A 14,299-nucleotide genomic window follows, 5' to 3' on the forward strand; every position below is an offset into this window, starting at 1 on the left:
TATGTTTTAAGTATATCAAAGCCATGGTTTTTTACAAAGGGGGTATTAGCGCCTTAGTCGCCTGATTTTAATTAAATTTTTACAAATACGGGTATTTGTGGCTGTAAATACTGGTATGGCCCTTTAATAAATCTAATCTAGATCAAAGGACTGCAAATGCTTTGGAATGACCACAGACCAACCAAATCGCTCTTCTATTTTCTTTTGCAGCGACTCACTGGCCTCTAGCTCTCCATGCGTTAAAAACACCTTTTTAATACCCTGATTAAAAGAGCTCAACCACTCCAAAATTTCCTCATAATCGGCATGCGCTGAAAAACTATTTATTATTTTTATTGTTGCATGAACCATATACCATCGGTCATCTATTTTTATTTTATCTGCACCCTCAACTAAAGCTCGTCCTGTAGTGCCTTCTGCTTGAAACCCAACAAAAAGGATGGTATTTTTTGCGTCAAAGATAAAATGTTTAAAATGATGCAATACCCGACCACCATCTGCCATACCACTGCCTGCGATAATGATTGCAGAGCCTGCAACATGATCAATGAGCTTGGACTGCTCTACCGTAGATATATAGGTAGCAATACTAAAGACCTCACTGCATAACTTTGATGATAATGTGTGCTCATCAAGAAAAACACTAAATAAATTAGTAACTTTTGTAGCCATAGGACTATCTAAAAAAATAGGAATTTCTGGAATTATATTTTTCTGTCTTAACTGGTATAAACAATACAGAATCGTTTGAGTTCGTTCTACTGCAAAGGACGGTATTATAAGCACACCTTTTTTCGCTATTGTTTGATTTACTACTTCACCTAACTCCTTTATAGGATCCTCTTGCCCGTGAAGTTTATCACCATAGGTTGATTCAAGAACTAAAAAATCAGTTTGTTTTAGATGAGGAGGTGCTTTCGTTATGAGCTGATGAGGACGTCCAAGGTCCCCAGAAAAAGTAAGCGTTTCTTTGCCGTCAGATATAACAACAAATGATGATCCTAGAATATGAAATGACTGAATCAGTTTAACTTTTAAGCTGCCAAGAGCAAAAACAGTTTCATAGGGTACGGTTCGAAAAAATGTAAGTGCTTTTTCGGCGTCTTTTACAGTATATAAAGGTTCTGCAGAAAAGTGGTGTAAGGAGCTAGCCTTGTGAGCTCTTTTTGCATCTTCTTCTTGTATATTTCCACTATCTTTCAGTAAAATAGCACATAATTCATAGGTTGGTTTTGAACAATATACTTTCCCTTTAAATCCTTTTTTAATCAGTACTGGTATATATCCAGTATGATCCATATGGCCGTGAGTTAGTACTACAGCATCAATACTACTCGGATCTATTGGCAACGCATCCCAATTACGCTTTTCAATTTCTTTTTCGCCCTGAAACAAACCGCAATCAACTAAAATTTTTGTACTATCATGCTCAACAAGGTATTTTGATCCTGTTACTTCACGAGTTGCACCCAAAAAAGTTATTTTCATTTTTTAACCCTACTCTCTCGTATCAAAATAATTTCTAACTTTGATATATAAAAAATATGAGCAAAAAACAAATTCTCTTATGTGTATTCTGAGTTCAAAAAAAATTTACTATAAAAGTTATTCTAAAAGTTTTGAGGAAATCATTAAATCTCTATTAATGATTTCCTCAAAACTTTTTATAAGCATCAATTAATTATGCACATGCCTTTTCAACGCAATCATCGCAACTTTTCATACAATCGCGACACGCTTGCGCACAATCTGCACAAACAATCTTAGCATCTTCGTCGCTACCTGCTCCTAAGCACACATCAACACATGCTGTAGATTTTTCTATAGCTTTTTCACATGCTCGCATAGTTGCATGACAAGCAGTAGAACAAATCGTATTAGTGCATTCTTTGATATGGTCTTTAAAAACAACAACCATATTTTTAGCAACTTGGATAACTTCTTGAGCTGGTTTTATACAATGATGTTTTGGAACTAGATCTCTTACATACTCATCGCACTTTTCAGCACATTCTGTTAACAACGGAATGAGATGTCGACAATCAGCCTTAACTTCTATCATGAAAATCTCCTTTTTTTTGAAAAATTTTACTAACCCAAACCTAAATCACATAATTTTTTTGTCAATTTACTTAAAAAGTTTAAACAAAATCAACGGTCGAACGTACTAACTTAAAGATATTCTGACATCAGACGGTCTAAACTGGTTGAGTAAATTTTTATTTTTAAAATGCTAACTCAAATCCGGCTCTCAAATCTAATCCTCCAACATCAATTTTCGTATTGCCCAAAAATTGTCGTGGAAAAAGATAACGGAAAGCTGTTGTAATTTTCAAATGATTACAAATTGGATAATTTAAACCTAGCTCAACTTCTCCAATACCTTTAAGCATTTTTATTTTTTCAAGTTGACTTTTTTCTCTCATCCAAATAATTCCACCACCAAGTGATGCATAAAATTCTAAGTTGTTTTTAAAGATCAATAATCTTCGCACGGTAAACGTAAGTGGTATTTCTTCCAACTTGGTACAAAAATTTAAAAATGTAGTTCTTCCTTTTGCTCGCCAATAACTTGTTTTAACACCAATACCCCAAAAATCCCATGGATAATAAACAAAATCACCAGTTATAATATTAACCATGCCAAGACCATAAACATCTTTAAATCGACAATCATTTTTAAAAACATACCCAGCAGAAAAAGCTGAACTAAATCGTGGACTTTCTACATCAGCTAATTTTTGATGAGCAATAACTTTCATGCTCGATATAGATAGATATGAACAGATAAAGAACCATATTATTTTTTTCATTTATTCATCTACTTTATTACTTACAAACGTTAAGCCACATTTTATCATAAATATCAATAACACTGACACTATTGGCACTATAATTTACCACATAAGCATATCTACCATCCAACGATATCGCTATAACTGCAGGAGATGAACCAGTTAAAAGCTCCTGGCACAATACTTTATTGGTACACATATCAATAATATTCACCGTTCCTTGACCTGGTGTTAAATCGGTAAATCCAGCTCCAAGATACAACGTGTTATAATTAGTGACATAAGCAAAGCGACCATTAGGAGAAAAAGCAATGCCAGAAGGTTGAATTCCAACAAAAATGGTATCTACGATACTATTTTCATGTAGATCAACGACACTAACCGTACGGCCAACTGGACTAAAATCATTACTTCCAAAATTAGTTATATAAGCATAAAGACCATCTGATGTAATTTTAATTGAATAAGGACCAAACAAACCAGTAATTGTTCCAACAACGGTATTGCTTGCAGTTTTTATGATACTGATAGTTCCTGTACCAACATTTCCATCAACATAATTAATCACATACACATAAGATCCATTAGGGGTTATATCAAGACTAGCTGGAGCAAGACCTACTGTAATTGCAGGACCAATAATCAAATTTGTTACTAAATTAACAACACGCACCGTTGTAGCGTTAGCGCTACCAACACCAGCAGGAGATCCATAATTATTTACATATGCCGTGTTTCCATCTGGTGTAATTACCATACCTGAAGGACCATCAAAGCCTGTAATAACTCCAATAACAGAGTTAGTTTTTATATCTATGATGCTAATTGTTGTAGAATTACTATTGGTTACATAAGCCTTAGTTCCACTGGCATTAATCGTAACAGTATAGGGTTGATCAAAACTAGAATCGCTAATCGTTTTTATTACTTTATTAGTTTCAATATCTATAACACTCACGGTGTTTCCATTAACCAAACCATCATTATTACTATTTGCAATATAAGCAAAACGTCCATTTGGAGTAATTGCAATACCTGAAGGAGTATCTCCTACACCAATAGATGCAATGATTCGATTAATGACAACAGCAGAAATATAGAGTGAATTACAAAAAGTTAGAATGATTGCAAAATATAAACAATTACTTTTTAAAAACATTAATTTATAACTTTCGTTCATGTAATTATTAAAAAACTCGCAAGCACAATAAAAACTTGCTCCGTAGAAATTAAAAAAATTGGCAAACCTTGTCAATCTGATCTTAAAAGGCACGGAGAAACATTCAGTTTGATAGTTGATAAAAACCCACCCAATGCGCCTACGCAAAGTCTGCTTAGCACAGATTACTTGAATAGATTTAAATTTCTAAATTGATGCCTTGTAATCAAAGCATCTCTTTTACAGAATGTATCAGAAACAATTAGAATTAATCCAACCAAATTATTTATCCATGGTAATGAATTTAATCCTATTTTTACACAATCTTTAATAGGTGAATAGTTCATATTATCCTAATAAAGTATAACTTTTAATGCCTTTTTGCTAAGCTATCAACAATTGTCATGGCATAAAACATAACTACTTACTTGAAAAAAATATGAAAAAATTCTTATACATTTTTATAACATGTACATTCATGCAAATATCATCACAAGCAGATATCCCTAAAGATATTCATGTACTAACACGAGCTATTATTATTCACAACGATCATATTCTTTGCGCCTATGATCCACGACTAAAAACAGCATCAGGTGATCCTGTTTTTTATTATTTACCTGGTGGACATATCGAATATCAAGAATCTGCAACAGACTCTTTAATCAGAGAATTATCTGAAGAAACCGGCGAACAGATAACTGTCAAAGGTTTTATTGGTGCATTTGAACGTTCTTGGCTTAACACTCCACAATCGGTCAAATGTCACAAACATGAAATAAGTCTTGTTTTTAAAGCAGTTTTAGACAATAAAAAAGATGATGCTTTACCAAGTATCACATCGAAAGAAAATCATAAAGTTGCTTTTGTATGGTTAGAGTTAAAAAACATACAGAACTATGATATCCGACCATCGCTCTTAAAAGACAATATACATAATTGGCTTACCGTGCCATCTGAGCATGTATTTAAAAGCGTTATGCATATTAAGTAAATTATATAACTCTAAACTCAATTTAGATAAAAAATAAATATTTATTTTAACAAAAAATCCACCCAGCAGCTCCTACTTCACACAGCTTTGCTGTAAGTTTTCTACTACGCCTATGGCTTCGAAGAACTTTGTCGTAGGACTTTGTTGAGTGGATTTATATTTTTTAAATTACCTGCAGAAACAGCACATATTTTTACTATTTCTAAATTATTTTATTGGATGCTACAGCTTTCACCCCAAAATGATACAGCTCCCTTAGATTCTAAATAATCAATCATTGCAGCATTATTGTTTCTTTTAGCTATAGCTAAAGCCGAATAATGTTCATCTGATACATTTACATTTGCACCAGCATCAACAAGCATTTCTACTATTGCCAGATTGTTTCCACGTACGGCTAGTCTCAATTCTGAATTACACTCATTTGCATTATTAAGTCTTGCGTCAGCAGTTAAAAGATCTTGTACCATTACACTATTGCTTTCATAGATCGCTGTTTTCAGTGGTGAAATGTGAGCAAATGATGGATTTACATTAGCTCTAGCAGCTATAAGCATTTTAAGAATTTCTGGTTTTTTACTTTTAATTGCAAGATTAAGAATATTGAAATAGCGAGAATTGTTATTTGGATTTGCTCCTGCTGCAAGAAGAACACGTACATAATCGGTTCTTCCGGATCGAACAGCTACTAGCAAAGGCGAATAATCCCCTCGAGTATCGCTTATATTCACATCAGCACCATTTTGAATTAACGCTTCAATAATTGGCAGTTGGCATCCTGCATAAATACCCCTTTCTAATACTGTTAGATCGAGATCTTTTCCTTTTGCATCAGCACCAGCAGCAAGCAATGTTTTAACTGATTGTAATTTATTATATTTAACGGCATCTGATAATGCCAGAATGCTGGAACGCGCTCCATGATCGAGTAATGTTTTCATAATTTCAGTGCGCTCTTCTTCTATGGCATAGGTTAAAGGAAACATAATGTGTTCATTATCTAAGGCATTAAGATTAGCACCTTGCGCTATTAAATCGCTTACTGTTTCTTGATGACCAATACGTGCTGCAACATGCAAAGTTGAACAACTTGGCACAACTTGTGCGCTGGCATCAGCTCCTGCATCTACAAGCATTTGTACCAATGCAGGATTTCTTTTATCACGAGCATAATGCAACGCTTTATTTAAATTTTTTACAGAATGCCTTTTCGCCAAAAGAGCTCTGACCACCTCGAGTTTATTACGAGTTACCGCAATGTGTAATGGGGTTATTCCATACTTATCTTCAACATTCACATCGTCGGTATTAATAAGCATAGTTTCTACTAAATCTACATCATCACGATTCACAACATGATGTAATTGAGTTAATTCTTTAGGTGGTATGATAACTGGTGCAGCGCGTCGTACCGGTTGAGGTGCTTGTCTTGCAGCAGGAATTTGAGAGCTAGAAAAAGGACTCCAAGGTTGTCCGAAAGCAGATGAAGAGCTGCCTTCAGTAGGACTATCGCAATCAGAACTGTTAATTATTCCAGAACCGACAAGCAATGCCAAAAATGTATACATTAATTTATTTTTCATGAATATTGTCCCTAATTGTTTAAAATTTTAAATATTTTATATATTGTAACTATATCAAATGATTAACTAATTAACAAAAAATCCACACTTACTACGCGTTATTTCATAACAAGCTACCCAGCCGTCGCCATTAGCTATGGCGGGTAAACTGTAAGACTTCGCCAATAATTAATTTAATTTAAATTTTTTTAATTTCCTGTCTTGATAAGCGGCGCAGCCAGACGACATAGTCCTACGAAGTTTTAGCATAGTAGGAAGCTGCCTACCTAAGGAGGCATGGTATAGCAAACACTGCCTGCCTGTTATTCATCAATGTCTTACATTGTGAATGGTTATTCACTTTTTCATAGATCGCGCCACAAAACTTAAATGATACTATTAGTTACTTTGCATAGAAAAAGTGAATGAGGCACGCTTCCAGCCTTCCTGCCCGGCGTAGTCTCGCGCGAAGCCTGGGTCGTTCTACGAACTATGGCGAACACGGTCGAACTTTCAGGTGAAGTAAATTGAAAGAAATGTTGCAGTTAATTCCAATACCAATTGTTTAAAACGGTTTCTGGGCATATAATTGCTGGTTTTGACGCCAGTAAGTTAATGCTTTTAACAACAATACAAGAGCGAATCTTCTAAAAACCTTTATTCTCTCAATTTATTAAAAAATTCAATAGTAGCATTAACTTCATTAGCATAGCCCAATTTCACCCAAGCCATTGCATCATTTAGACATTTTCTTGGAAGTCCATTAGTCATTCGATCAACATTTAACCCATTGTTGTCGCTATAGCATTGAAAAAATGCTTTTCTTGCTCTATCTATTTCTTTTTTTTGTGTAAAAGCGCGATCTAATTTACTATCGAAATCACCTAGTTTATATCTGATCTGACGTAGTTGATAATCATCTGAGCAGGCTGCTTTCAAAATATTTTGCTGCATTAATCCAAAAAATAAAAAACCTGCCAATAATAATTGTTTTTTGTTCATGAATCTTGTCCTTCGTTAAAATGTAAAAATGTTTTTTGATCAGCAATTAGTGTAACAAAAAATCCACCCAATTACATGAGTGGATTTAAATTTTTAATTTTTATTATAAAGTCCTTGGCTTACTACGTATCACTAAAGTGATTTACTTCGTAACCCTTGGCAGAGCCATACGAAGCTGCCCGATAGGGAGGCGAAGTATGGCGGCAAACACTGGGCGCACTTCGAACTTTCAGATGGTCTAAATTAAAAGAAATGTTGCAACTAAGCGCTGTACCAGCAATTAACCGATAAGCTGTTTATCTTTTTATTTTTTTAACCTCATCTAGAGGCTCAGTAATATCAACTAAGTTAATATTAATTTTTTTCCCTAAAATAGACGCTGCACGATTCACAGTTAAAAGAGTTACTGAATAATTATTTGGATCAAGCAGTCGAACTAAAGATGCTCGACTCGTTTTAAGCATTAACGCCATCTTGGTTTGCGTTATGTTATGTTTTTCCATATATGACTTTAAATGATGAGCAATTACTGCTTTTACAGCCGCAGCATTTACTTCTTCTAAAATACCATCTTCTTCAAGAAAACTTTCAAAACTTGATCCGATATGTTTATTTTTTTTATTTTATTTATGATGTTTTGAAGAAACAATGCCAAATATTTTCTTTCCAAAAGTTCCACCAAAATACCTTTTCATAATGATAAAGTATGAAACAATGAGAGAAAATAAAAATAAAGTTGATATTCCCTCAAGGTTAAAACCTTCCTCTGTTAAACCTCCAAAAAAATAGGCAAGAATATAACCAAAAATAACAAAACAACCCAAGAAATCTATAAAAAAAGACATTATTTTTTTCCACGTTGGAGGACAGCTTGAGCATAATAGATCGGAATTCATAATATTTTCCTTAATATTTAATAACTAAAAACTTCTTTAACTTCATACTGTTTTTTGCAATTCTATCACAAATTGTAATAAGTCTTGATAACACACTAATTTTTGATTCAATCTATTTAAATCTAACCGAACAAGACGGTTCTTCGCATTATCAACAAATAATAGCGATGTCATAAATGCTAAAGCACACAGCGGAGCTGATATAAATGAAGGCCGATTATACAATCTAGAATATTTAGCACAATCATTTTCTAATGCCCATTGAAGCGAAATTTTTTCAGAATGATCTGATGCTTTTATCCATTTACTCAAATGAGTTTTAGTAACTTGAAAATTACCATCACTTGTAACATATGTGTATATACTAACACCATCATCTTCAAGCTCTTTTTTAAAATCAAAAAATTCTTGATGTTCTTTTTTATGAATATAATAAGCACAAACACTTAATGTAACGCTGGCAGCCAATAAAATACAGGTCAGTTTCAGCTGCTGATATTCATATATGCATTTATATCGAACGTGCCACGCTATGTAATCTTTTATATCCTCTATTTGTTTACGCAACATCTCCAGAACAACATCAACAGAATATGTATATTGATTCTGATGAGATAAATTTATAAAATCAGAAATTGATTGCTGCACTTCTTCTAGTGAAATTTCCCCACCTAGCTTTGTTAAACCTGACATTACAAAGTGATTTATTTCACCGGATTGTAAATCACGAAGAAGCCATTTTTGATTTTGACCACATGCCATCATCGAACAAAACAAAGAAAATAAAAATATTTTATACAGACTCATTGTTATCAGCTCTATTTGTTTAAATTATAATTATTGAAAATGCAAAAAGGATATTTTACTTAAAAATTATTTTCAAATCGGCTACATTTTAAAGCTTCAAACATGGATATATTAGCCCTTACATACTGATATCTATCCACAGGAAGATATTGATAAGGATGATGATATTGATGCAGAACAGCAAGAATGGCTTCTCGTAAAACTTTACACTCTTCTTTATCATTAGTCGCTTGACGAGGTAGAGTGGAGGTTGAATCAAAAATCCTACTAAAAATATTTTGCTGCATTAATCCGCAGAGTAAAAAGCCTACCAATAAAAATTGTTTTTTATTCATGAATCTTATCCTTCGTTAAAATGTATAAAAATATTTTTTGATCAGCAATTAGTGTAACAAAAAATCCACCCAATTACTTGAGTGGATTTAAATTTTTATTTTATTTTTATTTCAGAATTATTCAGCGCCAAAGGCGCTTATGTAAAAGAAAATCATTTAAAGAGACTGGCTTGTCATTCATTTGCGATGCAAATGAATGGCGGGATTGACGAGACTCGAACTCGCGACCTTTCGCGTGACAGGCGAACGCTCTAACCAACTGAGCTACAACCCCACTAATTTCAATTGAATGGCCTGTTATTCACTTTTTTAACGCTAGCAAAATTTGCTTGAGTCATAGAGTCGGGTACAACTGCTATGGAAAAAGTGAATGACCTGTTATTCATTTTGTTACAAAATGAATGGCTCCTTGGGCTGGACTCGAACCAGCGACCTAACGATTAACAGTCGTTTGCTCTACCAACTGAGCTACCAAGGAACAAAGTTTGGTGGGCGATACTGGATTCGAACCAGTGACCCCCAGTTTGTAAGACTGATGCTCTACCAACTGAGCTAACCGCCCAAACTTGTTTAATATATTTCTAAGAAATTTGACGATATAAGAATTGTATCGAATACGGGCCCCAAAGTCAAAGCCAAATATCGAAAATGCGCTATTTTTTTAAACTTTATAAAAATCTGATATTTGTTACAGTATAAAACAGTAATACTATTCATACTTTTCTACACATAAAAAGGACCCTCATGGCAAAATTTACTGACTATCTAAAAAATATTTTCTGGGTTTTACTGATCCTGCAGTTTGCATCTCCAGTTTTTAAAACCGTCAAAAAACAGCTGTCTGAGTACTCGGAACCAAAAAATAAAGTTGGTTTCCTTAACTTTCAAAGCGTTATCAAATCGTCTAATCGATGGAATAAACAGCTTAAAAAGTTCTTTAAAGATCCTGAAGTCAAAGCAATTTTAATCAAAATGGATTGTCCTGGAGGAGCGGCTGGTTCTTCTCAAGCTATTTGCCAAGAAATTTTATATCTGAAAAAGCAATATCCTAAGCCAATTATTACTTACACAGAAAACGTATGTGCGTCTGGTGCTTACTATATCGCAGCTACAACTGATTATATTATTGCAACAAACAGTTCTTTAGTCGGCAGTATAGGAGCTAAACTTTCAACACAAATTAAAGTAAAAGAACTGTTAAAAGATTGGAAAATCCAAACGTACGATATTGCATCAGGCAATTATAAAAATGCTGGCGATCCACTATCTGACATGACAGAAGAACAAAAAACAATGCTTAAAGATATTGTTAATGAAAGCTATGAACAATTCGCAAGCGACATTGCAAAATATCGTCATTTGCCTATTGCTCAAAAAGACATCTGGGCTAACGGTAAAATATTTACCGGAAATGAAGCATTAAAATTAAAACTTGTTGATGAAATCGGTAACCAAACTACAGCTCTTGAATATATCAAAAAACAAATCCTACACTCAGATCGAGAAATAGAATTAATCAAAGTAAAAACACCTTCAACATGGAAAAAATTGTTGCATCCTAATGACACTGACAGCGATGATGATGACGATGATGAAGTCGAAAACTCAATGTCAGACAGCCTAGCTAATTCTTTTTGGAATAGCTTTTTTGTATTTGCTCACAAACAAGGTGTTACTTTTTAAAAGCAAGTTAATGTTATAAAAAAGAGCGTTGTAAAAAGCGCTCTTTTTTATGCTTACATCAAACTTTAATGTTGTTTTGTAAAAACATACACATATGAAATATTTTTAATATCAAAATATGGCTTAAGCTCAATTTGATGAGATACCAAATCGGTTGTAACCTTTTGTACAATGCCCAAGGCAAAGCCCTGTGGATACATCAATCCTTGTCCGGTTGAAGTAACAACATCGCCAACTAAAACTTTTTTGAAATGAGGCACGAAGCAAAACTCAAGCTTTTTATTGTTTTTGCCACAACAAATTCCAACAGCATCTTCACTTGTTTGAGCAGAAACTTTGCACCGTTGATCGGTAATTAAAGCCACTTTGCTGTACCAGCTATAAACTTCAATAACCCGTCCAATCAGTGCATTTTCGTACACGACAACATCGTCTTTTGAAATACCGTTATCACTGCCGCCTTCAATAAACATGGCATCTTCCTGCAGGCTTTCATAGCAGAGTAAAGTTTTAGCAATTTTTTTATTATCGACTTCATATCGATGGGCAAAATCTACCACTTCCTGACTTTGCTCAACGAATAATTGCTGCGCCTGCAGTTGTGCCACGCGACCTTTTAAAACATCGTGCTGCACGTACAAACCATCCAGCTCTTTTTGTAATGCTTGCAAATTTTGTCGATGCTCAGATTTTTGATGAACAGAGCTAACAATGCTCGTATGAATTTTAAAAAATGGGTATAAAAGATAGGAAACCGTTCGCTCGGTAACACCATGGCAGGAAAAGAAAATACGATTAATTAAAAATAAAACAAACAGAACATAAAAAACATGAATCGTCCAAAACCTGACTTCTTGTCTCATCATGATCATATCCTAAAAAATTCAGCTTAAAAATTCTTGTAAACCTTCTTTAATATCAGCTTCTGACTCAGACCGAACTAAACGACTTCGCAGTGCACTTGCCGATGGATGACCCTTTATGTAAAAAGGAAGATGCTTTCGAAACCGCAGTAACCCTTGCATACCAAATTGCTCAACCATAAGTGATAGATGTCGCAATGCTACTTGAAGTATCATACTTTGGTCAACTACATATTCATTTCCAGCAGCATGTTGCTTCATTTCTTCAAGCTTCCATGGCTTTGCCCAAATGCCTCGACCGATTAAAAATCCGTCAACGCCTGTTGCTTCATACGTCATTTTTGCCGTTTTGAAATTTACCACATTGCCTGAAAAGATAACAGGAATAGAGACCGCCTGTTTAACTGCAGCTGCAAGCTTGTAATCTGGCTGCCCTGTAAACATTTGCGGCTGAAGTCGTGGATGAATAGCCAAAGCATCAACGCCACAGTCCTGGGCCAATTTTGCAATGTCGATAGCGTTGACTTGTTTAAATCCTGAGCGAATTTTTATCGTAAAAGGAACATGGTCAGGAATCACTCTTTTAAATTCTTTTAAAATTTTTTCCAACATAACCGGGTTTGCCATCAAAGCAGAACCGCAACATGATGTCACTACGTTGCGCGCAGGACAACCAACGTTCAGATCAATCATATCAACGCCAGCCTGAATAATTCTTTCACAAGCAGCTTTAACATGTTCAGGAGAATTAGCAGAAACTTGAAAATTCAACGGACGTTCATACTGAGAGAAATCAAGTGCCATTGCGCCACCTTTGGGCGTGACCACAGAACAGACATGACGCATCTCGGTGTACAAAAGCTCTTCTTTTGAAAACTCACGAACAAGTTTTCGAAAAGGAGAATCGGTAATTCCATCAAGAGGTCCACCGATAAATCGGGGAAATGATAAATGTTTAATTTTTAAATTTTGTTTAAAGTAATCCATGGATCTCTCAAAAAACGTTAGCTATAAGACATTTTTACAGTTTAACACAACCGCTCGCGTTTTCAAAATGCAAAAATAAAAAACACTCTTGCTTGTCAAAAACAATCAAAAAATATACGTAAAATTAGTTAAAAAATTTCACTCAATATTAAAAATAAAAACTATAAAATGTTTAATCACATGCAGTAAATTGCTCATTGTGAAATAAATCATTGCGTTTAAATACGATTTTTAAATAAAGTGTAAGCGTTAGAGAATATCTTCACAAAAAAGGAGAAGTATATGAAAAAGGTAACAACAAAAAAAGCAGCTGCTAAGCGTAAAGTAACTCGCAAAGCTGCTCCAAAGCGTAAAGCAGTTAAAAAAGCTGCCCCAAAACGCAAAGTAGTTAAAAAAGCTGCTCCAAAACGTAAAGCGGTTAAAAAAGCTGCTCCAAAACGTAAAGTAGCTAAAAAAGCTGCTCCAAAACGCAAAGTAGCTAAAAAAGCTGCTCCTAAGCGTAAAGTAGCTAAAAAAGCCGCTCCTAAAAAAAGCGTAGCAAAAAAAGCTGCTGCAAAAACTCGTCCTATGAAACGAGTAACTCCGCGCGTAACTCCGGTTGCTTAAATAAAAAATAAAGCAGGGCTCAACTCGAGTCCTGCTTTATTTTTTTGTTTAATTTCTAACGTGCTTGCAGCACTATCCCATTACTTTATTTTATTGTCCTGCGGCTCTAACCATCCACAATAAAATACAGCACAACAGCTAACAAGGCATGGACCAAACCATTCCCAGCACGAAAAATTTTCTTCATTTTCGCCTGGTATAACACCTTGGATATTAGGTTTAACGACACGCAGCTGTTTAATTATTTCGGAATCGAAATGAATATCGTCCGGTTGTGCACGAAAAACAATTTCCTCATCCAAATCACGTTCCGAAAGACGTATTACAGCTCTTTGCAATTGTACACTGTTTGGCTTTTTACTAAAAGATGCCGCGCATTGTGACTCGCACAGCAAAGCAAGCATCATTAAACTTAACTTTTTAAACATAAAAATCCTTTTACTCTTTACAATGTAGGATGTTTTTTATGCCAATCAGTTATTTGCTGATATGCGTGACCAACTTTAAATAAAAGTTGCTCAGAGAGTCCAGGGCCAATTAATTGAACACCTACTGGCATATTTTCTTTTGTAAATCCGCAAGGCACAGACATTGCAGGAATCCCTGCCAA

Annotated in this window: 16 protein-coding genes and 3 tRNA genes; 3 read left to right on the forward strand and 16 right to left on the reverse strand. The window is 34.6% G+C overall.

Annotated elements, in window-relative coordinates; genetic code table 11:
* Positions 1-132: 132 nt before the first annotated feature.
* The 4 genes from WC747_01780 to WC747_01795 form a co-directional block, all read right to left on the reverse strand.
* Complete coding sequence (locus WC747_01780; protein ID MFA5998730.1) at positions 133-1,488, reverse strand: MBL fold metallo-hydrolase; 1,356 nt, start codon at positions 1,486-1,488, stop codon at positions 133-135.
* A 193-nt stretch (positions 1,489-1,681) separates the two neighbouring features.
* Positions 1,682-2,062: a hypothetical protein gene (locus tag WC747_01785; GenBank protein MFA5998731.1), complete on the reverse strand. Its 381-nt coding sequence runs from the start codon at positions 2,060-2,062 to the stop codon at positions 1,682-1,684.
* A gap of 163 nt (positions 2,063-2,225) precedes the next feature.
* Positions 2,226-2,813 carry a hypothetical protein gene (locus WC747_01790; protein MFA5998732.1) on the reverse strand — a complete coding sequence of 196 codons (588 nt, stop codon included), beginning with the start codon at positions 2,811-2,813 and terminating at the stop codon, positions 2,226-2,228.
* A gap of 16 nt (positions 2,814-2,829) precedes the next feature.
* Entirely contained in the window at positions 2,830-3,975 is a 1,146-nt protein-coding gene (locus tag WC747_01795) for a YncE family protein (protein ID MFA5998733.1), read from the reverse strand.
* Positions 3,976-4,393: 418 nt separating this feature from the next.
* On the opposite strand from WC747_01795, the gene WC747_01800 reads away from it, so the two are divergent.
* A complete protein-coding gene (locus tag WC747_01800) occupies positions 4,394-4,948 on the forward strand; it encodes an NUDIX domain-containing protein (protein ID MFA5998734.1) in 555 nt (184 codons plus the stop codon).
* Positions 4,949-5,160: 212 nt separating this feature from the next.
* Here WC747_01800 and WC747_01805 read toward each other — a convergent pair whose 3' ends face one another.
* The 9 genes from WC747_01805 to WC747_01845 form a co-directional block, all read right to left on the reverse strand.
* Positions 5,161-6,531: an ankyrin repeat domain-containing protein gene (locus WC747_01805; protein MFA5998735.1), complete on the reverse strand. Its 1,371-nt coding sequence runs from the start codon at positions 6,529-6,531 to the stop codon at positions 5,161-5,163.
* A 636-nt stretch (positions 6,532-7,167) separates the two neighbouring features.
* Complete coding sequence (locus WC747_01810; protein MFA5998736.1) at positions 7,168-7,512, reverse strand: hypothetical protein; 345 nt, start codon at positions 7,510-7,512, stop codon at positions 7,168-7,170.
* Between the two features lie 296 nt (positions 7,513-7,808).
* Positions 7,809-8,015 carry a hypothetical protein gene (locus WC747_01815; GenBank protein ID MFA5998737.1) on the reverse strand — a complete coding sequence of 69 codons (207 nt, stop codon included), beginning with the start codon at positions 8,013-8,015 and terminating at the stop codon, positions 7,809-7,811.
* Between the two features lie 120 nt (positions 8,016-8,135).
* A complete protein-coding gene (locus WC747_01820; protein ID MFA5998738.1) occupies positions 8,136-8,408 on the reverse strand; it encodes an RDD family protein in 273 nt (90 codons plus the stop codon).
* Positions 8,409-8,450: 42 nt separating this feature from the next.
* Complete coding sequence (locus WC747_01825; GenBank protein MFA5998739.1) at positions 8,451-9,215, reverse strand: hypothetical protein; 765 nt, start codon at positions 9,213-9,215, stop codon at positions 8,451-8,453.
* 59 nt (positions 9,216-9,274) lie between these two features.
* Entirely contained in the window at positions 9,275-9,550 is a 276-nt protein-coding gene (locus WC747_01830; protein ID MFA5998740.1) for a hypothetical protein, read from the reverse strand.
* A gap of 197 nt (positions 9,551-9,747) precedes the next feature.
* Positions 9,748-9,824 (reverse strand) — tRNA-Asp (locus WC747_01835).
* Positions 9,825-9,952: 128 nt separating this feature from the next.
* A tRNA-Asn gene (locus WC747_01840) sits at positions 9,953-10,028 on the reverse strand.
* Between the two features lie 8 nt (positions 10,029-10,036).
* Positions 10,037-10,112 (reverse strand) — tRNA-Val (locus WC747_01845).
* A 182-nt stretch (positions 10,113-10,294) separates the two neighbouring features.
* Here WC747_01845 and sppA point away from each other — a divergent pair.
* Complete coding sequence (sppA, locus tag WC747_01850; GenBank protein MFA5998741.1) at positions 10,295-11,233, forward strand: signal peptide peptidase SppA; 939 nt, start codon at positions 10,295-10,297, stop codon at positions 11,231-11,233.
* A gap of 65 nt (positions 11,234-11,298) precedes the next feature.
* Here the strand turns inward: sppA and mreC are convergent, their stop codons facing one another.
* On the reverse strand, positions 11,299-12,099 hold the full coding sequence (gene mreC / locus WC747_01855) for a rod shape-determining protein MreC (GenBank protein ID MFA5998742.1): 801 nt from the start codon (positions 12,097-12,099) through the stop codon (positions 11,299-11,301).
* An 18-nt stretch (positions 12,100-12,117) separates the two neighbouring features.
* Complete coding sequence (locus tag WC747_01860) at positions 12,118-13,083, reverse strand: tRNA-dihydrouridine synthase (protein ID MFA5998743.1); 966 nt, start codon at positions 13,081-13,083, stop codon at positions 12,118-12,120.
* Between the two features lie 282 nt (positions 13,084-13,365).
* Between WC747_01860 and WC747_01865 the strand changes: the two genes are divergently transcribed.
* A complete protein-coding gene (locus WC747_01865; GenBank protein MFA5998744.1) occupies positions 13,366-13,689 on the forward strand; it encodes a hypothetical protein in 324 nt (107 codons plus the stop codon).
* An 80-nt stretch (positions 13,690-13,769) separates the two neighbouring features.
* Here the strand turns inward: WC747_01865 and WC747_01870 are convergent, their stop codons facing one another.
* Positions 13,770-14,117, reverse strand: coding sequence for a hypothetical protein (locus WC747_01870; GenBank protein MFA5998745.1), 348 nt, complete (start codon positions 14,115-14,117; stop codon positions 13,770-13,772).
* Positions 14,118-14,299 lie beyond the last annotated feature (182 nt).

The organism is Candidatus Babeliales bacterium (assembly GCA_041660205.1).
In the GTDB taxonomy this organism is placed as follows: Bacteria; Babelota; Babeliae; order Babelales; family Chromulinivoraceae; genus JACPFN01.

What these genes read in the sequence shown, in the direction of transcription:
- WC747_01795 (MFA5998733.1), bottom strand. Translation starts at nt 3,975, where the DNA reads ATGAACGAAAGTTATAAATTAATGTTTTTAAAAAGTAATTGTTTATAT.
- WC747_01815 (MFA5998737.1), bottom strand. Translation starts at nt 8,015, where the DNA reads ATGGAAAAACATAACATAACGCAAACCAAGATGGCGTTAATGCTTAAA.
- WC747_01820 (MFA5998738.1), bottom strand. Translation starts at nt 8,408, where the DNA reads ATGAATTCCGATCTATTATGCTCAAGCTGTCCTCCAACGTGGAAAAAA.
- WC747_01790 (MFA5998732.1), bottom strand. Translation starts at nt 2,813, where the DNA reads ATGAAAAAAATAATATGGTTCTTTATCTGTTCATATCTATCTATATCG.
- WC747_01830 (MFA5998740.1), bottom strand. Translation starts at nt 9,550, where the DNA reads ATGAATAAAAAACAATTTTTATTGGTAGGCTTTTTACTCTGCGGATTA.
- WC747_01825 (MFA5998739.1), bottom strand. Translation starts at nt 9,215, where the DNA reads ATGAGTCTGTATAAAATATTTTTATTTTCTTTGTTTTGTTCGATGATG.
- WC747_01860 (MFA5998743.1), bottom strand. Translation starts at nt 13,083, where the DNA reads ATGGATTACTTTAAACAAAATTTAAAAATTAAACATTTATCATTTCCC.
- sppA (MFA5998741.1), top strand. Translation starts at nt 10,295, where the DNA reads ATGGCAAAATTTACTGACTATCTAAAAAATATTTTCTGGGTTTTACTG.
- WC747_01785 (MFA5998731.1), bottom strand. Translation starts at nt 2,062, where the DNA reads ATGATAGAAGTTAAGGCTGATTGTCGACATCTCATTCCGTTGTTAACA.
- WC747_01870 (MFA5998745.1), bottom strand. Translation starts at nt 14,117, where the DNA reads ATGTTTAAAAAGTTAAGTTTAATGATGCTTGCTTTGCTGTGCGAGTCA.
- WC747_01810 (MFA5998736.1), bottom strand. Translation starts at nt 7,512, where the DNA reads ATGAACAAAAAACAATTATTATTGGCAGGTTTTTTATTTTTTGGATTA.
- WC747_01865 (MFA5998744.1), top strand. Translation starts at nt 13,366, where the DNA reads ATGAAAAAGGTAACAACAAAAAAAGCAGCTGCTAAGCGTAAAGTAACT.
- WC747_01800 (MFA5998734.1), top strand. Translation starts at nt 4,394, where the DNA reads ATGAAAAAATTCTTATACATTTTTATAACATGTACATTCATGCAAATA.
- WC747_01780 (MFA5998730.1), bottom strand. Translation starts at nt 1,488, where the DNA reads ATGAAAATAACTTTTTTGGGTGCAACTCGTGAAGTAACAGGATCAAAA.
- WC747_01805 (MFA5998735.1), bottom strand. Translation starts at nt 6,531, where the DNA reads ATGAAAAATAAATTAATGTATACATTTTTGGCATTGCTTGTCGGTTCT.
- mreC (MFA5998742.1), bottom strand. Translation starts at nt 12,099, where the DNA reads ATGATGAGACAAGAAGTCAGGTTTTGGACGATTCATGTTTTTTATGTT.